The sequence below is a fragment of the Cupriavidus sp. 01L43 genome (assembly GCF_056399925.1).
In genome coordinates this window covers 223,287-244,904 of the sequence record NZ_JBFTSH010000003.1, presented here as the reverse complement: position 1 = coordinate 244,904, position 21,618 = coordinate 223,287, and the positions used below count along the sequence as shown (strand labels likewise).

The 21,618-nt window shown below is 66.9% G+C and carries 21 protein-coding genes; 18 read left to right on the top strand and 3 right to left on the bottom strand.

Going from position 1 to position 21,618, the window contains the following annotated elements:
• Positions 1 to 32: 32 nt before the first annotated feature.
• The 5 genes from AC1DP9_RS08060 to AC1DP9_RS08040 all read left to right on the top strand — a co-directional run bounded on the left by AC1DP9_RS08060 (position 33) and on the right by AC1DP9_RS08040 (position 5,840).
• Positions 33 to 1,106, top strand: a complete 1,074-nt coding sequence (locus AC1DP9_RS08060; RefSeq protein ID WP_092291299.1) for a homocysteine S-methyltransferase family protein — start codon at positions 33 to 35, stop codon at positions 1,104 to 1,106.
• Positions 1,107 to 1,143: 37 nt separating this feature from the next.
• Complete coding sequence (metH, locus tag AC1DP9_RS08055) at positions 1,144 to 3,891, top strand: methionine synthase (RefSeq protein WP_092291301.1); 2,748 nt, start codon at positions 1,144 to 1,146, stop codon at positions 3,889 to 3,891.
• A gap of 148 nt (positions 3,892 to 4,039) precedes the next feature.
• Positions 4,040 to 4,432 carry a hypothetical protein gene (locus AC1DP9_RS08050; RefSeq protein ID WP_441591460.1) on the top strand — a complete coding sequence of 131 codons (393 nt, stop codon included), beginning with the start codon at positions 4,040 to 4,042 and terminating at the stop codon, positions 4,430 to 4,432.
• A 316-nt stretch (positions 4,433 to 4,748) separates the two neighbouring features.
• The gene (locus tag AC1DP9_RS08045; protein WP_061956399.1) at positions 4,749 to 5,381 is read left to right on the top strand and encodes a response regulator; all 633 of its coding nucleotides are present in this window, start codon (positions 4,749 to 4,751) and stop codon (positions 5,379 to 5,381) included.
• A 54-nt stretch (positions 5,382 to 5,435) separates the two neighbouring features.
• Positions 5,436 to 5,840, top strand: a complete 405-nt coding sequence (locus AC1DP9_RS08040; protein WP_092291305.1) for a response regulator — start codon at positions 5,436 to 5,438, stop codon at positions 5,838 to 5,840.
• Positions 5,841 to 5,869: 29 nt separating this feature from the next.
• Here the strand turns inward: AC1DP9_RS08040 and AC1DP9_RS08035 are convergent, their stop codons facing one another.
• Positions 5,870 to 7,270, bottom strand: coding sequence for a CHASE3 domain-containing protein (locus tag AC1DP9_RS08035; protein ID WP_092292089.1), 1,401 nt, complete (start codon positions 7,268 to 7,270; stop codon positions 5,870 to 5,872).
• Positions 7,271 to 7,552: 282 nt separating this feature from the next.
• Here AC1DP9_RS08035 and AC1DP9_RS08030 point away from each other — a divergent pair, with 282 nt between their 5' ends.
• Complete coding sequence (locus AC1DP9_RS08030; protein WP_092291307.1) at positions 7,553 to 7,717, top strand: DUF1328 domain-containing protein; 165 nt, start codon at positions 7,553 to 7,555, stop codon at positions 7,715 to 7,717.
• A gap of 83 nt (positions 7,718 to 7,800) precedes the next feature.
• On the top strand, positions 7,801 to 8,232 hold the full coding sequence (locus AC1DP9_RS08025) for an ElaB/YgaM/YqjD family protein (RefSeq protein WP_092291309.1): 432 nt from the start codon (positions 7,801 to 7,803) through the stop codon (positions 8,230 to 8,232).
• A gap of 164 nt (positions 8,233 to 8,396) precedes the next feature.
• Here AC1DP9_RS08025 and AC1DP9_RS08020 read toward each other — a convergent pair whose 3' ends face one another.
• On the bottom strand, positions 8,397 to 8,717 hold the full coding sequence (locus AC1DP9_RS08020; protein WP_477107010.1) for a DUF1840 domain-containing protein: 321 nt from the start codon (positions 8,715 to 8,717) through the stop codon (positions 8,397 to 8,399).
• A gap of 190 nt (positions 8,718 to 8,907) precedes the next feature.
• On the opposite strand from AC1DP9_RS08020, the gene argS reads away from it, so the two are divergent.
• From argS to AC1DP9_RS07995, 5 genes are all read left to right on the top strand, one after another.
• A complete protein-coding gene (gene argS / locus AC1DP9_RS08015) occupies positions 8,908 to 10,716 on the top strand; it encodes an arginine--tRNA ligase (RefSeq protein ID WP_092291313.1) in 1,809 nt (602 codons plus the stop codon).
• Positions 10,717 to 10,821: 105 nt separating this feature from the next.
• A complete protein-coding gene (locus AC1DP9_RS08010) occupies positions 10,822 to 11,571 on the top strand; it encodes an SPOR domain-containing protein (protein WP_477107009.1) in 750 nt (249 codons plus the stop codon).
• Positions 11,572 to 11,686: 115 nt separating this feature from the next.
• The gene (locus AC1DP9_RS08005; protein ID WP_092291317.1) at positions 11,687 to 12,325 is read left to right on the top strand and encodes a thiol:disulfide interchange protein DsbA/DsbL; all 639 of its coding nucleotides are present in this window, start codon (positions 11,687 to 11,689) and stop codon (positions 12,323 to 12,325) included.
• Between the two features lie 100 nt (positions 12,326 to 12,425).
• Positions 12,426 to 13,238, top strand: coding sequence for an SDR family oxidoreductase (locus AC1DP9_RS08000; protein WP_477107008.1), 813 nt, complete (start codon positions 12,426 to 12,428; stop codon positions 13,236 to 13,238).
• Positions 13,238 to 14,071: a helical backbone metal receptor gene (locus AC1DP9_RS07995; RefSeq protein ID WP_477107007.1), complete on the top strand. Its 834-nt coding sequence runs from the start codon at positions 13,238 to 13,240 to the stop codon at positions 14,069 to 14,071. Before AC1DP9_RS08000 ends, AC1DP9_RS07995 begins: the two co-directional genes overlap by 1 nt.
• Positions 14,072 to 14,094: 23 nt before the next feature.
• Here AC1DP9_RS07995 and AC1DP9_RS07990 read toward each other — a convergent pair whose 3' ends face one another.
• A complete protein-coding gene (locus AC1DP9_RS07990; protein WP_477107006.1) occupies positions 14,095 to 15,171 on the bottom strand; it encodes an MBL fold metallo-hydrolase in 1,077 nt (358 codons plus the stop codon).
• A 193-nt stretch (positions 15,172 to 15,364) separates the two neighbouring features.
• On the opposite strand from AC1DP9_RS07990, the gene AC1DP9_RS07985 reads away from it, so the two are divergent.
• The 6 genes from AC1DP9_RS07985 (at position 15,365) to AC1DP9_RS07960 (ending at position 21,608) form a co-directional block, all read left to right on the top strand.
• Positions 15,365 to 15,790 (top strand): MerR family transcriptional regulator, encoded by a 426-nt coding sequence (locus AC1DP9_RS07985; RefSeq protein ID WP_092292091.1) that lies wholly within the window; start codon positions 15,365 to 15,367, stop codon positions 15,788 to 15,790.
• Between the two features lie 101 nt (positions 15,791 to 15,891).
• Positions 15,892 to 17,085, top strand: coding sequence for an isovaleryl-CoA dehydrogenase (locus tag AC1DP9_RS07980; RefSeq protein WP_441591451.1), 1,194 nt, complete (start codon positions 15,892 to 15,894; stop codon positions 17,083 to 17,085).
• Between the two features lie 76 nt (positions 17,086 to 17,161).
• Positions 17,162 to 18,985 (top strand): bifunctional isocitrate dehydrogenase kinase/phosphatase, encoded by a 1,824-nt coding sequence (aceK, locus tag AC1DP9_RS07975; RefSeq protein ID WP_477107005.1) that lies wholly within the window; start codon positions 17,162 to 17,164, stop codon positions 18,983 to 18,985.
• Positions 18,982 to 19,653 carry a carbonate dehydratase gene (gene can, locus AC1DP9_RS07970; protein WP_092291329.1) on the top strand — a complete coding sequence of 224 codons (672 nt, stop codon included), beginning with the start codon at positions 18,982 to 18,984 and terminating at the stop codon, positions 19,651 to 19,653. The genes aceK and can overlap by 4 nt, the downstream gene beginning before the upstream one ends.
• A 37-nt stretch (positions 19,654 to 19,690) precedes the next feature.
• Positions 19,691 to 20,887 (top strand): acetyl-CoA C-acetyltransferase, encoded by a 1,197-nt coding sequence (locus tag AC1DP9_RS07965; protein ID WP_092291331.1) that lies wholly within the window; start codon positions 19,691 to 19,693, stop codon positions 20,885 to 20,887.
• 40 nt (positions 20,888 to 20,927) lie between these two features.
• Positions 20,928 to 21,608 carry an SDR family oxidoreductase gene (locus tag AC1DP9_RS07960; RefSeq protein WP_092291333.1) on the top strand — a complete coding sequence of 227 codons (681 nt, stop codon included), beginning with the start codon at positions 20,928 to 20,930 and terminating at the stop codon, positions 21,606 to 21,608.
• The last annotated feature ends 10 nt before the right edge of the window (positions 21,609 to 21,618 follow it).

Genomic DNA, 21,618 nt, shown 5'->3' with positions numbered 1-21,618 from the left:
AAATTCGGCAGTTTTCCGCCCCCAGCCCCGTCATGAGCGCCACTCCCACACCTGTCCGTCCGTACACGCGGGCCGCCAACCTGCCCCGGTTGCTGCGCGACCGCATCCTGATCCTGGACGGCGCCATGGGCACCATGATCCAGCGCTACAAGCTTGGCGAGGCCGACTACCGCGGCGCGCGCTTCGTGGACCATCGCATCGACGTGAAGGGCAACAACGAGCTGCTGCTGCTGACGCGCCCGGACGTCATCAGCGAGATCCACGAGCAATACCTCGCCGCCGGCGCGGACCTGATCGAGACCAACACGTTCGGGGCCACGCGCGTGGCGCAGGAAGACTACAAGATGGCCGATCTGGCCTACGAGATGAACGTCGAGGCCGCCCGCCTGGCGCGCGCCGCCTGCGACAAGTTCAGCACGCCGGAGAAGCCGCGCTTCGTGGCCGGCGCCTTCGGCCCCACGCCGAAGACCGCCAGCATCAGCCCGGACGTGAACGACCCCGGCGCGCGCAACGTCACGTTCGAGGAACTGCGCCATTCCTACTACGAGCAGGGCAAGGCGCTGCTCGAGGGCGGCGCCGACGTGTTCCTGGTCGAGACGATCTTCGACACGCTGAACGCCAAGGCCGCGCTGTTCGCCATCGACCAGTTGTTCGAGGACACCGGCGAGCGCGTGCCCGTGATGATCTCCGGCACCGTGACCGACGCCTCGGGGCGCATCCTGTCCGGCCAGACCGTCGAGGCGTTCTGGAACAGCCTGCGCCACGCCCGGCCGATCACCTTCGGCCTGAACTGCGCGCTGGGCGCCACGCTGATGCGCCCGTACATCGCCGAACTGGCCAAGGTGTGCGATGCCGCGGTGTCCTGCTATCCGAACGCCGGCCTGCCCAACCCGATGAGCGACACCGGCTTCGATGAGACGCCCGAGGTCACCTCGTCGCTGGTGGAGGAATTCGCCGCGTCCGGGCTGGTGAACCTGGTGGGCGGCTGCTGCGGCACCACGCCCGAGCACATCGCCGCCATCGCCGCGCGCGTGGCCAACAAGGCGCCGCGCGCCTGGCCCGGCCAGTACCGCGACGACACCGCAACTGCCACCACGGCAGCCTGATCCATCGCCCGCCCCACACAAGACACATAGCCTTCCCATGAGCCAGCAAAACCTGCCCCCGCGTCCGATGCGCCTCTCCGGCCTGGAGCCGTTCACCATCGACGACGACACGCTGTTCGTCAACGTGGGCGAGCGTACCAACGTCACCGGCTCCAAGGCGTTCGCCCGCATGATCCTGAACGGCCAGTTCGACGAGGCGCTGGCCGTGGCCCGCCAGCAGGTGGAGAACGGCGCGCAGATCATCGACATCAACATGGACGAGGCCATGCTGGATTCGAAGGCGGCGATGGTGCGCTTCATGAACCTGATTGCCTCCGAGCCGGACATCGCGCGGGTGCCGATCATGATCGACTCGTCCAAGTGGGAGGTGATCGAGGCCGGGCTGCAATGCGTGCAGGGCAAGGCGGTGGTGAACTCGATCTCGCTCAAGGAAGGCGAGGAGCAGTTCCGCCACCACGCCGGGCTGATCCGCCGCTACGGCGCCGCCAGCGTGGTGATGGCGTTCGACGAGAAGGGCCAGGCCGACACCTTCGCGCGCAAGACCGAGATCTGCAAGCGCAGCTACGACCTGCTGGTGAACGAGCTGGGCTTCCCGCCCGAGGACATCATCTTCGACCCGAACATCTTCGCGGTGGCCACGGGCATCGAGGAGCACAACAACTACGCGGTGGACTTCATCGAGGCCACGCGCTGGATCAAGCAGAACCTGCCGTACGCGAAGGTGAGCGGCGGCGTCTCGAACGTCTCGTTCTCGTTCCGCGGCAACGACCTGGTGCGCGAGGCCATCCACACCGTGTTCCTGTACCACGCCATCGCGGCGGGCATGGACATGGGCATCGTCAACGCCGGCCAGCTCGGCGTGTACGACCAGCTCGACCCGGAACTGCGCGAGCGCGTGGAAGACGTGGTGCTGAACCGCCGCGACGATGCCACCGACCGCCTGCTGGAAATCGCCGACCGCTTCAAGGGCGGCGGCGCCAAGCGGGAAGAGAACCTGGCCTGGCGCGGCACGCCCGAGCAGCCGGTGACGGTGGCCGCGCGGCTGGCGCACGCGCTGGTGCACGGCATCACCAACTTCATCGTCGAGGACACCGAGGAGGCGCGCCAGGAGATCTTCGCGCGCGGCGGTCGCCCCATCGAGGTGATCGAAGGGCCGCTGATGGACGGCATGAACGTGGTCGGCGACCTGTTCGGCGCCGGCAAGATGTTCCTGCCGCAGGTGGTCAAGAGCGCGCGGGTGATGAAACAGGCCGTGGCGCACCTGCTGCCGTTCATCGAGGAAGAGAAGCGCCTGGTGGCCGAGGCCGGCGGCGACGTGCGCGCGCGCGGCAAGATCGTCATCGCCACGGTGAAGGGCGATGTGCATGACATCGGCAAGAACATCGTGTCGGTGGTGCTTCAGTGCAACAACTTCGAAGTCGTGAACATGGGCGTGATGGTGCCCTGCAACGAGATCCTGGCGCGGGCCAAGGTAGAGGGCGCCGACATCGTCGGGCTGTCCGGCCTGATCACCCCGTCGCTCGAGGAAATGGCCTATGTGGCGTCCGAGATGCAGCGTGACGACTACTTCCGCATCAAGAAGATTCCGCTGCTGATTGGCGGCGCCACCACCTCGCGCGTGCACACGGCGGTCAAGATCGCCCCGCACTACGAAGGCCCGGTGGTCTACGTGCCCGATGCCTCGCGCTCGGTCAGCGTGGCCTCCAGCCTGCTGTCGGACGAAGGCGCCAAGAAATACCTGGATGACCTGCGCGTCGACTACGACCGCATCCGCACCCAGCACGCCGGCAAGAAGGCCACGCCGATGGTGACGCTGGCCCAGGCACGCGCCAACAAGACGCCGGTGGACTGGAGCGGCTACGTCGCGCCGAAGCCGAAGTTCATCGGCCGTCGCGTGTTCCGCAACTACGACCTCGCCGAACTGGCGAACTACATCGACTGGGGTCCGTTCTTCCAGACCTGGGACCTCGCCGGCAAATTCCCGGACATCCTCAACGACGAGATCGTGGGCGAGTCTGCCCGCCGCGTATTCTCGGACGGCAAGAGCATGCTGGCTCGCCTGATCCAGGGCCGCTGGCTGACTGCAAACGGCGTGATGGCGCTGCTGCCGGCCAACACGGTCAACGACGACGACATCGAGATCTACACCGACGAGACCCGCACCAAGGTCGCCCTGACCTGGCACAACCTGCGCCAGCAGAGCGAGCGCCCGGTGGTGGACGGCGTGCGCCGCCCTAACCGCTGCCTGGCGGACTTCATCGCCCCGAAGGACAGCGGCGTGGCCGACTACATCGGCCTGTTCGCGGTCACGGCCGGCATTGGCGTGGACAAGAAGGAGGCCCAGTTCGAGGCCGACCACGACGACTACAGCGCGATCATGTTCAAGTCGCTGGCCGACCGGTTGGCCGAAGCCTTCGCCGAATGCCTGCACGCGCGCGTGCGGACGGACCTGTGGGGCTACAACGCCGGCGAGACGCTGAGCAACGACGAGCTGATCGCCGAGTCGTATCCCGGTGTCCGCCCGGCGCCCGGCTATCCGGCCTGCCCGGAGCACACGGTCAAGGGCGCGATGTTCGAGTTCCTCGACGCCGCCGAGATCGGCATGGGCATCACCGAATCGCTGGCGATGACGCCGGCGGCCTCGGTGAGCGGCTTCTATCTCGCGCATCCGGACGCCACGTACTTCAGCGTGGGCAAGATCGGCCAGGACCAGCTCGACGACATGGTGGCGCGCCGTGGCGAAGACCGCGCCACGCTGGCACGCGCGCTCGCGCCGAACCTGTAACGGGCCTCACCACTGCTTACAGGGCATTACAAGTCCTCACAGACCGCGCCGGAAAGACTCCTTAGACTGAGCCTCAGTTCACGTGACACCGCGTGAATGCCGCGACGAATGTTTCGTCGCGGAGCATTCCAGAATAGGAGTCTCTTCCATGAACAAGCTGCTGATCTCCCTGTCCGCCCTGTCGATTGCTGCCGCTTCCTCCGTGGCGATGGCCCAAGGTACCGGCGTCACCGCCGGTGCGCAAAACGGACTGGGCGCCTCGGTGAACGCGCCAGGTGTGAGCGCGGGCGCCAACGCATCGGGCGGCCTGAGCACGCAAGGTGGCGCCGCCACGACGACCGCGCCGACGGCCGCCGACAGCAAGGCAGACCTCGGCGCCCATGCCGGTGCCGAGGCTGGCACCAAGGCCGAGACCAAGTCGAAGAGCAAGCAGGGCAGCCACGCCAAGGCCAAGAGCAAGAAGGGCGAGTCGAAGGACGGCGTGACGCCGCTCGGCGCCAATGCCGGGGCGGGGGCGGACGCCGGTACCAAGATCCAGTAGTCGATCGCTATCCCAGCGCTCGGTGCAAGGCGGGGGCCGGGGCGGTACCCTCCAGGCCGCCTCACCCCCAAACCGGGACGCAGGACGTGGGATGCATGACCAGAACGGGCGCTTCGGCGCCCGTTCTGGCGTTCTGGCGCCTTGACGTACTTGTGTGCCGGGACGCCCGATTTGGCGCAGTGCAGCACGCTTGTGCCGTGGCGCATCATGTCAGCCTGACACTGACATATTTGCTGCGGCGCCGGCACTACAATGCAGAAACCGGCGCGGGCCGTGTTTCTTCAGCCCGGCCGGCCCCTCACCGTGGGAGACACCGATGATCCGCGTCTTGATCGCCGACGATCATGAGATCGTTCGCGCCGGTCTGCGCCAGTTCATTTCAGAGGAACCCGACATCAAGGTGACGGGCGAAGCCGCCAGCGGCGACGAAGTGATGGCGCAGTTGCGCGACAGCGAGTTCGATGTCCTCGTACTCGATATTTCCATGCCGGACCGGAACGGCATCGACGTACTCAAATTGATCCGGCAGCGCCTGCCCAACCTGCCGGTGCTGATCCTGTCGACCTATCCGGAAGACCAGTACGCGATCAACCTGATCCGTGCCGGCGCGTCGGGCTACCTGACCAAGGAATCGGCGCCGGACGACCTCGTCAAGGCGATTCGCACGGTGGCCCAGGGCCGCCGCTACGTCAGCCCGACCGTGGCCGACCTGCTGATCGGCGGGTTGGACAAGCCGACCGAGCAACCGGTGCACCAGACCCTCTCCGAGCGCGAGTTCCAGATCTTCTGCAAGCTGTCGCGCGGGCAGTCGGTCTCGGTCATCGCCGACGAGCTGTTCCTGAGCGTGAAGACCGTGAGTACCTATCGCTCGCGCATTTTGGAAAAAATGGGCATGAAGACCAACGCCGACCTGACGTACTACGCCATCAAGAATGGCCTGGTGGAGTAGCGTCCCGTCGTCCCCTGTCAGCAATCAGACCTTTTCCCCGCCCCCTATCGCACCATGCCGGAGCAAGCCACGGCCTCCTCGACCCGATCGCTGCGCGTCCTCCTGATCGAGGATTCCGCGGTCCTGCGGGGCATGCTGCTGGAATACCTGACGGCTTTCCCGTTCGTCGAATCCGTGGACTGGGCCGATACCGAGGCCATGGCCATCCGGCTGGCCGCGAGCGGACACTATGACGTGGTGATCGTCGACCTGCAGCTCAAGCAGGGCAACGGCATCAACGTGCTGCGCGAGATGCAGCGCGCCGGGCTCTCCGGCATCCGCATCGTCTACACCAATCATGCGCAGGTCTCGATGTACCGCCGCCAGTGCACGGAGGCCGGGGCCGACTATTTCTTCGACAAGTCGCTGGAACTGGAGCAGGTGTTCCGCGTGATCGAGGAATACGCCACCTCGGCCTGACGGCCGCGGCGCGACTTCGGCCTGACGGCCTACAGCTCGGCTTCCTTCTCTGCTTCCTCCGGCGGCGCCAGTACCGATGTGGTGAGCGGCACCTCGACGCGCACGCTCACGCCCTGGCCCGGCGCGGAATCGATCTGCATCGTCCCGCCCAGCGCCAGCACGCGCTGCTCCATCCCCAGCAGGCCATGGTGGCCGGCCGTGCTGCCGGCGTCGAAGTCTGGCGGCAGCCCCTTGCCATCGTCGCGGATGGTCATGGTGAGATGGTCGTCGGTGCAGGCCAGCGCCACGGACACGTGGCGCGCCTCGGCGTACTTGCTGGCGTTGGTCAGCGATTCCTGCACGATCCGGTATAGCGCGATGGCCGCGCTGTCGCGCAGCGGCGGCAGGGAATCGGGTAGCTCCACGTCGGTTTCCCACTGGTTGCGCGCGCCGCCGTCTTCCACTGACTGGATGATGGCCTCGCGCAGGCCCAGGTTCAGCAGCACGGTGGGGCGCAGGTCCTCGATCAGCTGGCGCTTGATCTGGATGCCCTGGTCCACGTGCAGCATCACACGGGTCAGCTTGTCGCGGGCCTCGGGGTGGGTCTCCTGCACGCGCATGCGCACCCAGTGCAGGTCGAGCTTGATTGCCGTCAGGATGGCGCCCAGCTCGTCATGGAGTTCGCGCGCCAGCCGGGTCTTCTCGTCCTCGGTCACGCGCTGCAAGTGGGCCGCCAGCGCGGAAAGCTGCCGCGTGCGCGCGCGCACCTTGCGGTCGAGCCGGGCGCTTTCTTCTTCCAGCTGGATACGGGCCGCCTCGGCCATCGACATCCGGCGCGAATGGCCGAGCCCGACCGTCACCAGCAGCAGGATGTTGATCGCCGTCAGCAGCCCGATGCCGTAGCGCGAGAGCTGGAGGTCATGCTCGGCGGCCTCCAGGTTGTGCGTGACGGTGCCGGACTCGCGCACCTGCAGCTGCTCCAGCCCGCGCCGGGCGGCTTCCATGGTCTGGCGGCCGAAATCGGTGCGGATCAGGTCCATCGCCACGTCCACATCGCGCTTGCCGTAGACCAGCGTCAGGGCCATCTCGTTGAGCTTGCGCGTGACGAACTGGGACGCCTCGCCAAACTGGCGCAGGCCCTCGGCGTCGTTGGCGTAGTGCTGGCGGATGCGCGCCATCAGGGCGTTGATCTGCGGCAGCGCCTTGTAGTACGGCTCCAGGTAGCTGTCCTGGCCGGTCAGCAGGAAACCGCGCTGGCCCGCCTCGGCGTTGACCAGTTCGCCCATCAGCGCGCCCAGGTCGCTCTGCAGTTGCTGGGAGCGGATGGCCTCGGTATAGCCCTCGCGCAGGCGCAGGTTGCCCGTCTCCGAGGCGATCAGGACGGCCAGGGTCAGCACGATGCCGCCGGCGAGCAGCAGGGTATTTCTGAGAAGTAGGGAGTGCTTGGCCATCACGAATACCAGGAAATACCGGTTTGGGCGGACGCGCGGGCGCACGTGCGGCCATGGAATCACATCGACATGGCAGGGTCAATCGTACAGACGGCCCCCGAGTGGCGCACCCGGTGCGGCGCGGTGTGCATTGTAGGACTTGGCTGACACGGGAATCGGTCGGGGGTCGGTGTCTGGCGCCGGGGCATGACCCTACGATGAGGCTATGAGCTTGCGCACCGTGGCGCAAGCCGGGCGCACCGCAGCAACCGGGGTGCGCCCGCTAACCTCGGGAGACTGGCCATGCTGCATTACGCACTCGTTTTCTTCGTTGTCGCGCTGATCGCGGCGATCTTCGGCTTTGGTGGCATTGCCGCCGGTGCCGTCGAAATTGCCAAGATCCTGTTCTTCATCTTCCTGGTCGTGGCGCTTGTCACCTTCGTGATGGGCCTGATCCGCAGAAGGTAAGGGGCACGCACGCGGCACGCGCCCACGCCGGATCGGCCGGCGGGCGCGGTGCTCAGTACCCCGAACCGCAATGAGGAGTCCCTATGCTCACGCAGAACCCCAAAGTCCGGAAGGAAATCAATCACTTGCATGACAGCGCCGATGCTGCCGTGCGCCAGCTGAAACATGCCGCCCGGGATACCCGCGACGCGGCGCGTGACGCCGCCGTACCGGTTTCGGGCGAGGTCAAGGCCCTGATCGCCCAGCTCCAGCAGACCATCGACGTGCTCACGCACGAGGGGTCGGAAGAGGGCCTGGCGGCCGGCCGCCGCCTGCGCATGCGGGCCAACGAGATGGCGGAACGGATTCGCGCCCGGGGGACCGATGGCATGCACTGGGCCCGGGAACACATGGATGAAGCCGTGGATCACGGCCGTGCGCGTGTGGCCGAAAGCCCGCTGAAGGCGGTGGGGATTGCCGCGCTGATCGGCGCCTGTATCGGACTGCTGCTGGCGGGACGCCGCAGCGACGAGTAACCGAATATCCTGGCCCGGCACGCCGGGCCTGTACCGTTTTACCCCTGCAGCAAAACCCCCTTTCCGGATATATCCCTGATCCGGGACGCCCGGCACCTCGATGGTGGCCGGGCATTTTTTTGCCTGTTTTTTGCCTGTTTCTTGTCGACTACGGCCCGCGGCCGTCAGACGCCCCACATCACGTTGGCGCCTTCCCGCTCGGACGCGCGCAGCATGTCCAGGAACGGGTAGGCGCGCTGGCCCAGGTGGAGGGGTTCTTCCTCGTCCTCGTCGCGGGCGTCGGAGTAGACAGAGGTATCGGCGGGGTGCACCTTCTTCGCATCCTGCACGGCGGCCTCGAGTTTCTTGATGGCGCGCGGGAGTTCCTCGGACGTGATCACCCCGCGCTCGCCCATGTGCTTGCCGATGATGCCAAGCAGCGTGAGGGCAAGATCCTTCATCATGATCAGGTCCTGCGCCGCGTGGGATTTGAAGGTGATCAGCATGATGTTTCCTTTCACGAGTGACGAAGTTCCGCACAAGCCGCGCGGCACGGTCGCATGATGTCAGCATAGCACCTGATAAAATTCCGCGTTTCCCGATTTCCGGTGCCGGTCACGCGACGCGCGGCGCACTTGCCGCAACGCCTCCGGACCGTTCATCGCTCTCTTTAGCGCCTTCAGGGCAAAGACATCCATGCTGCCTGTTCAGACCTCCAATCTTGCCGCCGCGTTCACTGACGCCGTGCGCGCGCTCGCCCCGGCCGACGCCGCCCTGCCCGCCGTCACCTTCGAGCGCCCCAAGGTGGCCGCCCACGGCGACCTGGCGTGCAATATCGCCATGCAGGTGGCCAAGGCGCTCAAGAGCAATCCGCGCGAACTGGCCCAGAAGATCGTCGCCGCCGTGCAGGCCGACCCCCGTGCCACGGCGATCGTCGCCCAGGCCGAGATTGCCGGCCCCGGCTTCATCAACCTGCGCCTGACCCCCGCCGCCCGCGCCGACGTGCTGCGCGCCGTGCTGGCCGAAGGTGATCGATTCGGCGCCCGGCCGGCCGGCGAGCATGGCCAGGTGCTGGTGGAGTTCGTCTCCGCCAACCCGACCGGGCCGCTCCACGTCGGCCACGGCCGCCAGGCCGCCCTGGGCGACGCGCTGGCCAACCTGCTGGCCTGGAACGGCTGGGCCGTGCACCGCGAGTTCTATTACAACGACGCCGGCGTGCAGATCCAGACGTTGGCCATCTCGGTCCAGGCCCGCGCGCGCGGCCTGAAGCCGGGCGAGGCCGGCTGGCCCGAGTCCGCCTACAACGGCGACTACATCGCCGATATCGCCGCCGACTTCCTGGCCGGCAAGACGGTGGCTGCCAGCGACGGCGAGCCGGTGACCGCCTCGGGCAACATCGACGATATCGACTCGATCCGCAAATTCGCGGTGACCTACCTGCGTAACGAGCAGGATATCGACCTCCAGGCCTTCGGCGTGAAGTTCGACCGCTACTACCTGGAGTCGTCGCTGTACAGCGATGGCCGCGTGGAAGGCGCCGTGCAGTCGCTGGTGGCCAAGGGCAAGACCTACGAGAGCGAAGGCGCGCTGTGGCTGCGCACCACCGACGACGGCGATGACAAGGACCGCGTCATGAAGAAGACGGACGGCACCTACACGTACTTCGTGCCGGACGTGGCGTACCACACCACCAAGTGGGAGCGCGGCTTCGCCAAGGTCATCAACGTGCAGGGCAGCGACCACCACGGCACCATCGCCCGCGTGCGCGCCGGCCTGCAGGGGCTGGACATGGGCATTCCCCAGGGCTACCCCGACTACGTGCTCCACAAGATGGTCACGGTGATGAAGAACGGCGAGGAGGTGAAGATATCCAAGCGCGCCGGCTCGTACGTGACCGTGCGCGACCTGATCGAGTGGAGCAACGGCGGCGACGAGACCATCCGCGGCCTGCTGGACGCCGGCGTGGCGGACTGGCCGGCCCACTTCACGCGCGGCCGCGACGCCGTGCGGTTCTTCCTGCTGTCCCGCAAGGCCGACACCGAATTCGTGTTCGATGTGGACCTCGCCCTGAAGCAGAACGACGAAAACCCGGTGTATTACGTGCAGTACGCCCACGCCCGGATCTGCTCGATCTTCGAGGCCTGGGGCGGCGCCGGCTGGGAAGCCCGCCTGCCGGAACTGGCCGGGGCCGACCTGGCCGCCGTGACCGCCGCGGACGTGAGCGCCCAGGCTATCGCCCTGGGCCGCCGCCTGGCCGAGTTCCCGGACATGCTGGCGGCTGCCGCCGGCGAGCTGGCGCCCCATGCGGTGGCGTTCTACCTGCGCGACCTGGCCGGCGACTTCCACGCCTTCTACAACGCCGACCGCGTGCTGGTGGACGACGAGGCGGTCAAGCGCGCCCGGCTGGCGCTGCTGGCGGCCACGCGCCAGGTGCTCAAGAACGGCCTGGCCGTGATTGGCGTCTCGGCGCCGCAACGGATGGACCGCGAGCCCGCCGCCAACTGAGCCGCAACGCCCCTGTGACGGATTCTTGGGCCACTTTTCAGAGTGGTCTCAATCGTGCCTGCCGGGACAGGCCCTATAATCCCCGGCAACACCGAAGAGGACTTCATGCAACAGCAACGCAAGCGCGCCGCGCGCCCAACCCGTACCCATGTCCGGATGCAGCGCGGTGGTACGTTCCTGGGCCTGGTGCTCGGGCTGATCGTCGGCCTGGCCATCGCCGTGGTGGTGGCCCTGTATATCACCAAGTCGCCCGCGCCGTTCCAGCAGAAGGGCGCCAACGGCAATGTCCAGCAGCGCCCGAGCGAGCCCGGCAACGTGGCCACGCCGCTGCCGGCGCCGACGCAACCGCAGCAGCAGGCCGAGGGCCCGAGCGACCCGAACCGGCCGCTGTGGAGCAAGACGCCGGCCAAGCCGGTGGGCCAGCCCGACGGGCAGCCGGCTACCCCGGCGCAGCCGCCGGTGGCGACCACCCGCCCGGCTGACCAGCCCGCCAACGGCGCGGCCAGCGCCGCCAAGCCGGCCGATGCCTCGCGTCCGGCCGAAAAACCCGCCACGCGCCCGGCCGAGAAGCCGGTAGCCGACCCGATCGCCGAGATCGCCCAGGCTGACGCCAACAAGGTGGGTTACCTGCTCCAGGTGGGCGCCTTCCGCTCGCAGGACGACGCGGACCGCCAGAAGGCCAATCTGGCCATGCAGGGCTTCGAAGCCAAGGTCACGGAGCGCGATGTCAACGGCGTGAAGATGTACCGCGTGCGTCTGGGGCCGTTCAACCGTATCGAGGACATGAACCGGGCGCGCGACCGCCTGCAATCGAACGGTTTCGAAGCTTCGGTGATCCGCTTTACAAAGCAGTAACATGGCGGGCGGCGCCGCGGAGGAACCGGGCGCCGCCGCACTTGTCTTACCGGTCGGCTCGCTGCGTGCGGGCCATCCCCCTGATCTCTCTGACCTATCAGAAGGCCCTTCGAAGATGAAGAAAATCGCCGCTTTCCTCGCCACCGTCGCCGCCGTGGGCGGTCTGCTGATGACTGCGCCCGCAGCCATGGCCGCACCGGCCGAGGGCAAGGACTACACGGTGCTGAAGTCGCCCCAGCCGGTACCGGCGGGCAAGATCGAAGTGACCGAGTTCTTCTGGTACGGCTGCCCGCACTGCTACGACTTCGAGCCCGAACTGGAAGCCTGGGTCAGCAAGCAGGGCAAGGACGTGGTGTTCAAGCGCGTGCCAGTGGCCTTCCGCGACGACCTGCTGCCGCACACCAAGATCTTCTATGCGCTGGAGTCGCTGGGCAAGCTGGACGCCCTGCACGGCAAGGTGTTCGAGGCGATCCACAAGGACCGCAAGCGCATGCTGACCACCGACGAAATCGCCGATTTCATGGCCAAGAACGGCATCGACCGCAAGCAGTGGCTCGATACCTACAACTCGTTCACGGTGACCACGAACGCCCAGCGCGCCAACAAGATCGCCGATTCGTACAAGATCGAGGGTGTGCCGACCGTGGTGGTGCAGGGCAAGTACGAGACCTCTCCGAGCATTGCCGGCACCAAGCCGGCTGCCATCCAGGCCATGGATTTCCTGGTCACGGGCGTGCGCGCGAAGAAGCTCTGATCCGCGCGGCATGACCCAGACGGCCCGGTGCGCGAGAAGCGTACCGGGCCGTTTTGCTTGATCCGGGCCGTTCTCCCTCCGAATTCACTATATTGATCCGATGCGACCCCTGAAAGTCTTCCTTACCGGCGCATCGAGCGGCATCGGCCAGGCGCTGGCGCGCGCCTACGCGGCGCAGGGCGCCGTGCTCGGGCTGGTGGGCCGGCGCGAAGAGGCCTTGCGCGACTTCGCCGCCTCCCTGCCCAACCCCAACGCGGTGCGCATCTATGCGGCCGATGTACGCGATGCGGACGCCATGCACGCCGCCGCCACCGATTTTCTCGACCATTTCGGCTGCCCCGATGTGGTGATCGCCAACGCGGGGATCTCCGTGGGCACCGTGGCCAGCGAGCGCGAGGACCTGGACGACTTCCGCTTGGTCATGGACACCAACTGGTTCGGCACCCTGACCACCTTCCAGCCTTTCCTGCACCCGATGCGCGAGCGCGCGCCCGGCGTCGGCGGCTGGCGCGGCACGCTGGTCGGTATCGCCAGCGTGGCCGGCGTGCGCGGCCTGCCCGGCGGCGGGGCCTACAGCGCCTCGAAGTCCGCCGTGGTGAAGCTGCTGGAAAGCCTCCGGCTGGAGCAGGCGCGGCACCGCATCCGCGTGGTGACCATCGCGCCCGGCTATATCCGCACGCCGATGACGGCGCACAACCCGTACCGCATGCCGTTCCTGATGGATGCCGACGTGTTCGCGCGCAAGGCCATCCGCCGGATTGCCGCCGGCACGCGCTACAAGGTGATTCCGTGGCAGATGGGGGTGGTGGCGTCGATCCTGCACGTGATGCCGCTGTGGCTCTACGACAAGCTGTTCGCCCGCGCGCCGCGCAAGCCGCGCAAGGCAGACCGCGCCGGCGGGGGAGCCGCCTGATGTGGACCGACGCCCTCGGGCAGGCCCACGGCCCGGCCAGTGGCGAGGTCCGCATCGCCTCGCTGGTGCCGTCCGTGACCGAGCTGCTGTTCGATCTCGGCCTGGCCGACCAGATGGTGGCCCGCACCGGCTTCTGCATCCATCCCGAACCGGCGGTGCGGGCGGTGGAGAAGGTCGGCGGGACCAAGGACGTCAAGCTGGACAAGCTGCGGGCGCTGGCGCCGACCCACGTGGTGGTCAATATCGACGAGAACCGGCGCGAAACCGTGGACGAGATCCGCACCTTCGTGCCGCACGTGATCGTCACCCACCCGTGCGCGCCCGAGGACAACTTCGCGCTGTACCGGCTGCTCGGTGGCATTTTCAACAAAGTGCAACAGGCGGAGGGGCTGGCGCAGGCGCTGCAGGCCGAACTCGATGCGATCCGCGCCCGTCGCTGGCCGGCACGCACCGTGCTGTACGCGATCTGGCAGGACCCGTGGATGACGGTGTCGCGCGCCACCTATATCAGCAGGATGCTGGCGCTGGTGAACTGGGCCACCTGGCCCGATGACGGCGCGGACCTCGCGGCCTGCGTCGATGGGGATTGCAGCCGGCCGAATGCGCCCGGCGAGCGCTATCCCACCTTTCGCTGGAGTGACGCGCTGGTGCGCGAGCTGGACGCCGTGCTGCTGTCGACCGAGCCGTACCGCTTCACCGAGGACCATGCCGATGCGCTCGAGCGCCAGATCGGCAGGCCGGTGATGCTGGTCGATGGCGAGATGCTGTCCTGGTACGGCAGCCGCGCCGTGGCCGGCGTGCGCTACCTCAGGACGCTTGCCGAGTCGTTCTGACTCGTCCTAATCCGTTCTGATCCTCAGGCCGTCCGGAAGCGGATGATCCCGTCATCGCCGCATCCGCGCACAAGTTGCCCGCGATGCCAGAGCGCGTGCAGGTGCGCCAGCGCCTCGCCCATCGCGAAGGTCAGCTGGTGGATGTCGAACTGGCGCCGGAAGATCACGCCGACGATGTCGTGCGCATGGCACGGCTTCTCGGCGCAGGCGGCCAGCGTCTCGGCCAGCCGGTCCACATGGTGCTCCTGCAACTGGCGGATGCGGGTATGCAGGTTGCGGAACGGGCGGCCGTGCGACGGCAGGATCAGTACGTCAGCCGGCAGGTCTTCGTACTTGTTCAATGAGTCGAGGTAGAGCTGGAGCGGATTGGCCTCCGGCTCCATGTCGAACACGCTGACATTGGTCGAGATGCGCGGCAGCACCATGTCGCCCGAGATCAGTACATTGGTGGCGGCGTTGTAGAGCGCCACGTGCTCCGGGGCATGGCCGAAGCCGGTGATCACGCGCCAGCCGGCCGTGGCCGGATCGGCGCCGATGGTCACGGTGTCCTCGTCCATCAGGCGGCGGTATTGCGTCGGCACCTCGGGCACCATCGACGGATAGTAGGCTTTGCGGCCGCGCAGTTTTTCGAGGTTGTCCGGGTCGGTCAGGCCGTGGCGGGCGAAGTGGCTCGCCGCGAAGTCACCGCCGGCATTCGAGCCGACGCCGCTGCCGCCGGACATCACGCGCGCGGTCATGTAGTCGCCCAGGCTCATCCACAGCCGCACGTCCCAGTGCTTGCAGAGCCAGTGCGCCAGGCCCACGTGGTCCGGGTGGCAATGGGTCACCAGCACGCGCAGCACGGGCAGGCCGTCCAGCTCGTTGGCGAAGATGGTCTCCCAATGCCCCTTGATGATGTCGTTGGTGATGCCGCAGTCGATGATGGTCCAGCCGTCCCGCCCGTCCAGGCGGTCGCGCAGGAGCCACAGGTTGATATGGTCGAGCGCGAAGGGCAGCGGCATGCGCAGCCAGTAGACGCCGGGCGCCACTTCCTGGCGCGTGCCGGGCGCCGGCATGGTCTCGTCAAACGGGTAGTGGAGCTGGCTTTCGAGTGCGTTCATGGGGCTTGTCTCGGTCGAATCTGGCGCCTTCGGGTGCAGCGGGGCACCGGGCGCTCTGTGGGGTCATGTTGTCCAGTCATTGTCAGCGGCGGCACTTGACGCTAACGTTAACGTCAATCGTCGCGGCCTGCTCGTCATCTTAGACCAAAACTTGACCGTACAACGAACGACCGTTCACTTTCCTGGGCGCACCATGCCGGCACAGCCATCCTCCGCCACCTACACCATTACCGACCTCGCGCGCGAGTTCGACGTCACCCCGCGCGCGATCCGGTTCTACGAGGATCAGGGCCTGCTCTCGCCTGACCGCGAGGGCCCGGGCGGCCGCAAGCGCGTCTATAACGGACGCGAGCGCACCCGCCTCAAGCTCACGCTGCGCGGCAAAAGGTTAGGGCTCACTCTCAACGAGATTCGCGAAATTCTGGATCTCTACGAGTCGCCACGCGATACCGCGCCGCAGTTGGAGCGTTTCCTGGGCGCCCTGTCGCAGCATCGGGACGTTCTGGAGCGCCAGATGGAAGACCTCCAGGCCCAACTTGCCGAGATCGACCAGCACGAGCGCCATTGCCGGGCGCTGCTAGCGGCACATGGCGAAGCCCCCAAGACCAGAACCGCCTGATGCCGCACTTTCAGCCATCCGCCTTCGGATGGAATTGACGTTTACGTAAACGTCAATAAAATACGCCCCACAACACCGACACGAACAGACAGGAGACCGACATGACCGAACTGCCAGGCCTGAGATTCGATCTGGGCGAGGACATCGAGATGCTGCGCGCCTCCGTGCGCAGCTGGGCGCAGGCCGAACTGGCGCCGCGCGCGGCCGAGATCGACCGGTCGGACCAGTTCCCAATGGATGCCTGGAAGAAGATGGGCGACCTCGGCGTGCTGGGCATCACCGTGGCCGAGGAGTACGGCGGCGCGAACATGGGCTACCTCGCCCATATGATCGCGATGGAGGAGATCAGCCGCGCGTCGGCGTCGGTCGGGCTGTCCTACGGCGCGCACTCGAATCTGTGCGTGAACCAGATCCACCGCAATGGCTCCGCCGCCCAGAAGGCGAAATACCTGCCCAAGCTGGTGTCGGGGGACTGGATCGGCGCGCTGGCGATGAGCGAGCCGAACGCGGGCTCGGACGTGGTCAGCATGAAGCTGCGGGCCGACAGGGTTGGCGGACCCGGGGGCGACCGCTACGTGCTGAACGGCACCAAGATGTGGATCACCAACGGGCCGGACTGCGACGTGCTGGTGGTCTACGCCAAGACCGAGCCGGACCTCGGCGCGCGCGGCATGACGGCCTTCATCGTCGAGAAAGGCATGAAGGGCTTCTCGGTGGCGCAGAAGCTGGACAAGCTGGGCATGCGCGGCTCCCACACGGGCGAACTGGTGTTCGAGAACGTGGAAGTGCCGGTGGAGAACATCCTCGGCGCCGAAAATGGCGGCGCCAAGGTGCTGATGAGCGGGCTCGACTACGAGCGCGCGGTGCTGTCCGGCGGCCCGGTCGGCATCATGCAGGCGTGCATGGACGTGGTGACGCCGTACATCCACGACCGCAAGCAGTTCGGCCAGAGCATCGGCGAGTTCCAGCTGATCCAGGGCAAGGTGGCGGACATGTACACCACGCTCCAGGCCGCGCGCAGCTATTTGTATACCGTGGGCAAGAACCTGGACTCGCTGGGCAGCGGCCACGTGCGCCAGGTCCGCAAGGACTGCGCCGCGGTGATCCTGTACACGGCGGAAAAGGCCACGTGGATGGCCGGCGAGTCGGTGCAGATCCTGGGCGGCAATGGCTACATCAACGACTACCCCACCGGCCGGCTGTGGCGCGATGCCAAGCTGTACGAGATTGGCGCGGGCACGTCGGAGATCCGCCGGATGCTGATCGGCCGGGAGCTGTTTGCCGAGACGATGTGATCTATCGTCAACCCAGCCGACGCTAGCGAACCCCTTTACAATTCCCTGACCCCTTACCGCAGCCGCCGCCTCGAACATGTCGCACTTCCCCAAGCTGCTCTCGTCGCAGATTGCCTACGATGTGGCGCGGACCATGCTGGACGGCTTCGACAAGCACTACCGGCTGTTCCGCGAGGTCAGCCACGCGGCCAAGCTGCGTTTCGAGGCAGGGGATTGGCACGGGCTGCAGCAACTCCAGCGCGATCGCATCGCGTTCTATAACGAGCGCGTGCGCGAGACCACGGTGATCCTCGAGGACGAGTACGACGCCGCGCGGATCGAGGACGGCATCTGGCAGCAGATCAAGCTGCACTACATCGGCCTGCTGACCAGGCACCACCAGCCAGAACTGGCCGAGACCTTCTTCAACTCGGTCTGCACCCGCATCCTGCACCGCTCGTATTTCAATAACGATTTCATCTTCGTGCGGCCAGCGATCTCGACCGAGTACATCGAGAACGAGGAATCGCCGATGCGGCCCACCTATCGCGCCTACTACCCGGGCAGCCGCGAGGGCATGGCCGCCTGTTTCGAGCGGATGGTGCACAACTACCAGCTGGAGCGGCCGTTCGAGGATCTGGCGCGGGACATCGGCTACGTGGTGCGCGCCTTCGCCGAGCACCTGGGCGAGGCGCGGATTGCGCCGAACTTCCAGATTCACGCGCTATCGTCGCTGTTCTTCCGCAACAAGGCCGCCGTCATCGTCGGCCGGGTGCTGAACGGCGACCAGACCTACCCGCTGGCGATCCCGATCATCCACGGCCCGACCGGCCAGCTCGTGCTGGACACCGTGCTGCTGCGCCCGGAACAGTTGCTGATCCTGTTCTCGTTCTCGCACGCCTATTTCATGGTCGACATGGAGATTCCGTCGGCCTACGTGACCTTCCTGCGCGACATCCTGCCGCGCAAGCCGCGCGGGGAGATCTACACCGCGCTGGGGTTGCAGAAGCAGGGCAAGAACCTGTTCTACCGCGACTTCCTCCACCATCTGCAGCATTCGTCGGACAAGTTCGTGGTCGCGCCCGGCATCCGGGGCCTGGTGATGCTGGTGTTCACGCTGCCGTCGTTCCCCTACGTGTTCAAGGTCATCCGCGATGCCTTCGCGCCGCCCAAGGAAACCACGCGCGCGCTGGTGGAGTCGAAGTACCAGCTCGTGAAGCAGCACGACCGGGTGGGGCGCATGGCCGATACGCTCGAGTACTCCGACGTGGCCTTCCCGCTGTCGCGCTTCGACGAATCGCTGGTGCGCGAGCTGGAAGCCCACGCGCCGTCGATGATCGAGTACCAGCGCGGGCGGGATGGCGGGCAGGAGATCGTGGTGCGCCACGTCTATATCGAGCGCCGCATGACCCCGCTCAACCTGTGGCTCCAGGAGGGCACCGACGAGCAGGTCGAGCACGGCATCGTCGAGTACGGCAACGCGGTCAAGGAACTGATCGCCGCCAATATCTTCCCGGGCGACATGCTCTACAAGAACTTCGGCGTCACGCGCCACGGGCGCGTGGTGTTCTACGACTATGACGAGATCGAATACCTGACCGATTGCAACATCCGCCGCGTGCCCGAGCCGCGCAACGAGGAGGAAGAAATGTCGGGCGAGGTGTGGTACACCGTACGTCCGCACGACATCTTTCCGGAAACGTTCCGCACGTTCCTGCTCGGCGACCCACGCGTGCGCGCCGCCTTCCTGCGGCACCACGAGGATTTCTTCGATGCTGCCATGTGGCAGCACCATAAGGACCGGCTGATAGCCGGACACGTCCATGACTTTTTTGCCTATCAGAGTAAAGACCGCTTTATCCACCGCTACGGCCCCGGCGCCGACGACCACCACACAGATCTTCCAAGGAGGGCGGCATGACTGATGCCATCGCGCAACTGTTCAAGAACAACCGCGACTGGGTGGACCGCGTCAACGCGGAAGACCCCACCTTCTTCACGCGCCTGGCCAACCAGCAGGCCCCCGAGTACCTGTGGATCGGCTGTTCCGATTCGCGCGTGCCGGCCAACCAGATCCTCGGACTGGCGCCGGGCGAGGTGTTCGTCCATCGCAATATCGCCAATGTGATCTCGCACAGCGACCTGAACGCGCTGTCCGTGCTCCAGTTCGCCGTGGAGGTGCTCAAGGTGCGTCACATCACCGTGGTGGGCCACTACGGCTGCGGTGGCGTCAAGGTAGCGCTCAAGCGCGAGCGCGTGGGCCTGGCCGACAACTGGCTGCGCCACGTGCAGGATGTGGCCGACAAGCACGCCGCCTACCTCGGCACGGTGCTGCGCGAGGACGATGCCCACACGCGGCTGTGCGAGCTGAACGTGATCGAACAGGTCAACAACGTCTGCCAGACCACGGTGCTCCAGGACGCCTGGGACCGTGGCCAGGCCGTGACGGTGCATGGCTGGGTCTACGGCGTGTCCGATGGCCTGCTGCGCGACCTCGGCATGGCCGCCAGCAGCAATGAGGAATTGCACGAACAACTGGCCGCGGCCTATCGCCAGTACGGCGACCCCCCGCAGGCCTCGATCCGCTGATTTCAAGACAGTACGAACCGGTATTCAGGAGACAACCATGCAAGACCCGATCGTCATCGTATCCGCCGCCCGCACGCCCATGGGCGCGTTCCAGAGCGAGTTGAGCAGCCTGACGGCGCCGCAACTCGGCGCCGCGGCCATCCGCGCCGCCGTGGAGCGCGCCGGCCTGAAACCGGAGCAGGTGCAGGAAGTGGTGTTCGGCTGCGTACTGCCGGCCGGGCAGGGGCAGGCGCCTGCGCGCCAGGCGGCGCTCGGCGCCGGGCTGCCGCTGGACGTGGCCTGTACCACGGTCAACAAGATGTGCGGATCGGGCATGCGCGCGGCGATGACGGTCTTCGACGGCCTGCTGGCCGGTTCGTTCGAGATCGCCATCGCGGGCGGCATGGAAAGCATGACCAACGCGCCGTACCTGATTCCGAAAGGGCGCGGCGGCTACCGCATCGGTCACGGCATGATCTACGACCACATGATGCTGGACGGCCTGGAAGACGCCTACTCTCGTGACGAAAAAGGCGGGGGCCGCGCGATGGGCACCTTCGGCGAGGACTGCGCCGCCAAGTACGCGTTCACCCGCGCCCAGCAGGACGAATTCGCGATGGAGTCCGTGCGCCGCGCCCAGCAGGCCACCGAGAGCGGCGCCTTCCGCTGGGAAATCACGCCGGTCACGGTGTCGGGCAAGGGCGGCGACACGGTGATCGACACCGACGAAGGCCCGCGCCGCATCAAGGTGGACAAGATCCCGTCGCTGAAGCCGGCCTTCGCCAAGGACGGCACGATCACGGCGGCCTCGTCCTCGTCGATCAACGACGGCGCCGCCGCGCTGGTGATGATGCGCGAATCGACCGCGAAGTCGCTCGGCCTGCAGCCGCTGGCGCGCATGCTCGGCCATACCTCGCACGCGCAGGCGCCGGGCTGGTTCACCACGGCGCCGGTGGAAGCCATCGCCAAGCTCTACCGCAAGCTGGACTGGACTACCGACAGCGTGGACCTGTTCGAGATCAACGAGGCCTTCGCCGTGGTGCCGATGGCGGCCATGCACGACCTCAAGATTCCGCGCGACAAGGTCAACATCCACGGCGGCGCCTGCGCGCTGGGCCATCCGATCGGCGCCTCGGGCGCGCGCATCATGACCACGCTGATCGGCGCGCTGCGCAAGACCGGCGGCAAGCGCGGCGTGGCCAGCCTCTGCATCGGCGGCGGCGAGGCCACGGCGGTCGGCATCGAAATCGTCTGATCCTTCCAACCTCGCCTACCCACACGACAGGAGTCCTCCCATGCCCACAGCCCTCGTCCTTGGCGCCTCGCGCGGTCTCGGTCTCGAGTTTGTCCGCCAGTACCGTGCCGACGGCTGGCGCGTCATCGCCGCCGCCCGCAGCGACGAGGGCGTGGCAGCGCTCAAGGCGCTCGGCGCCGAGGCCCACCAGCTGGACCTGACCGACGCCGGCGCGCTGGCCGGGCTGGGCTGGAAGCTGGATGGCGAGTCGTTCGACGTGGCGATCTACAACGCCGGCGTGATCGGCCCGCGCAGCGAAGGCGCGCAACCGGTCACGCGCGAGGACTTCGACGGCGTGATGCACACCAACGTGCTCGGTCCGATGATGGCCCTGCCGCTGATCCTGCCGTTCGTCGAGACCGGCAACCACGGGCGTGGCGGCGTGCTGGCCGTGCTGTCGTCGCGCATGGGCAGCATCGGCGCGATGGACAGCAACCGCAGCTGGCTCTACCGCGTCAGCAAGGCCGGCGCCAACGCCGCCCTGAAGGCCGTCTCGCTGGACGCGCGCCATGCGATCTGCGTGGCGCTGCATCCGGGCTGGGTGCAGACCGACATGGGCGGCCCCAAGGCCGACCTCACGCCGCAGCAGAGCGTGACCGGCCTGCGCCGCACGCTGGCCGGCCTGACCCAGCGCGACAACGGCAGCTTCCACAACTACGACGGCACCCCGCTCCCCTGGTAAGGGGAGGGAG

Coding starts and splice junctions, on each gene's coding strand:
- AC1DP9_RS08060 (WP_092291299.1), top strand. CDS start 33: ATGAGCGCCACTCCCACACCTGTCCGTCCGTACACGCGGGCCGCCAAC.
- metH (WP_092291301.1), top strand. CDS start 1,144: ATGAGCCAGCAAAACCTGCCCCCGCGTCCGATGCGCCTCTCCGGCCTG.
- AC1DP9_RS08050 (WP_441591460.1), top strand. CDS start 4,040: ATGAACAAGCTGCTGATCTCCCTGTCCGCCCTGTCGATTGCTGCCGCT.
- AC1DP9_RS08045 (WP_061956399.1), top strand. CDS start 4,749: ATGATCCGCGTCTTGATCGCCGACGATCATGAGATCGTTCGCGCCGGT.
- AC1DP9_RS08040 (WP_092291305.1), top strand. CDS start 5,436: ATGCCGGAGCAAGCCACGGCCTCCTCGACCCGATCGCTGCGCGTCCTC.
- AC1DP9_RS08035 (WP_092292089.1), bottom strand. CDS start 7,270: ATGGCCAAGCACTCCCTACTTCTCAGAAATACCCTGCTGCTCGCCGGC.
- AC1DP9_RS08030 (WP_092291307.1), top strand. CDS start 7,553: ATGCTGCATTACGCACTCGTTTTCTTCGTTGTCGCGCTGATCGCGGCG.
- AC1DP9_RS08025 (WP_092291309.1), top strand. CDS start 7,801: ATGCTCACGCAGAACCCCAAAGTCCGGAAGGAAATCAATCACTTGCAT.
- AC1DP9_RS08020 (WP_477107010.1), bottom strand. CDS start 8,717: ATGCTGATCACCTTCAAATCCCACGCGGCGCAGGACCTGATCATGATG.
- argS (WP_092291313.1), top strand. CDS start 8,908: ATGCTGCCTGTTCAGACCTCCAATCTTGCCGCCGCGTTCACTGACGCC.
- AC1DP9_RS08010 (WP_477107009.1), top strand. CDS start 10,822: ATGCAACAGCAACGCAAGCGCGCCGCGCGCCCAACCCGTACCCATGTC.
- AC1DP9_RS08005 (WP_092291317.1), top strand. CDS start 11,687: ATGAAGAAAATCGCCGCTTTCCTCGCCACCGTCGCCGCCGTGGGCGGT.
- AC1DP9_RS08000 (WP_477107008.1), top strand. CDS start 12,426: ATGCGACCCCTGAAAGTCTTCCTTACCGGCGCATCGAGCGGCATCGGC.
- AC1DP9_RS07995 (WP_477107007.1), top strand. CDS start 13,238: ATGTGGACCGACGCCCTCGGGCAGGCCCACGGCCCGGCCAGTGGCGAG.
- AC1DP9_RS07990 (WP_477107006.1), bottom strand. CDS start 15,171: ATGAACGCACTCGAAAGCCAGCTCCACTACCCGTTTGACGAGACCATG.
- AC1DP9_RS07985 (WP_092292091.1), top strand. CDS start 15,365: ATGCCGGCACAGCCATCCTCCGCCACCTACACCATTACCGACCTCGCG.
- AC1DP9_RS07980 (WP_441591451.1), top strand. CDS start 15,892: ATGACCGAACTGCCAGGCCTGAGATTCGATCTGGGCGAGGACATCGAG.
- aceK (WP_477107005.1), top strand. CDS start 17,162: ATGTCGCACTTCCCCAAGCTGCTCTCGTCGCAGATTGCCTACGATGTG.
- can (WP_092291329.1), top strand. CDS start 18,982: ATGACTGATGCCATCGCGCAACTGTTCAAGAACAACCGCGACTGGGTG.
- AC1DP9_RS07965 (WP_092291331.1), top strand. CDS start 19,691: ATGCAAGACCCGATCGTCATCGTATCCGCCGCCCGCACGCCCATGGGC.
- AC1DP9_RS07960 (WP_092291333.1), top strand. CDS start 20,928: ATGCCCACAGCCCTCGTCCTTGGCGCCTCGCGCGGTCTCGGTCTCGAG.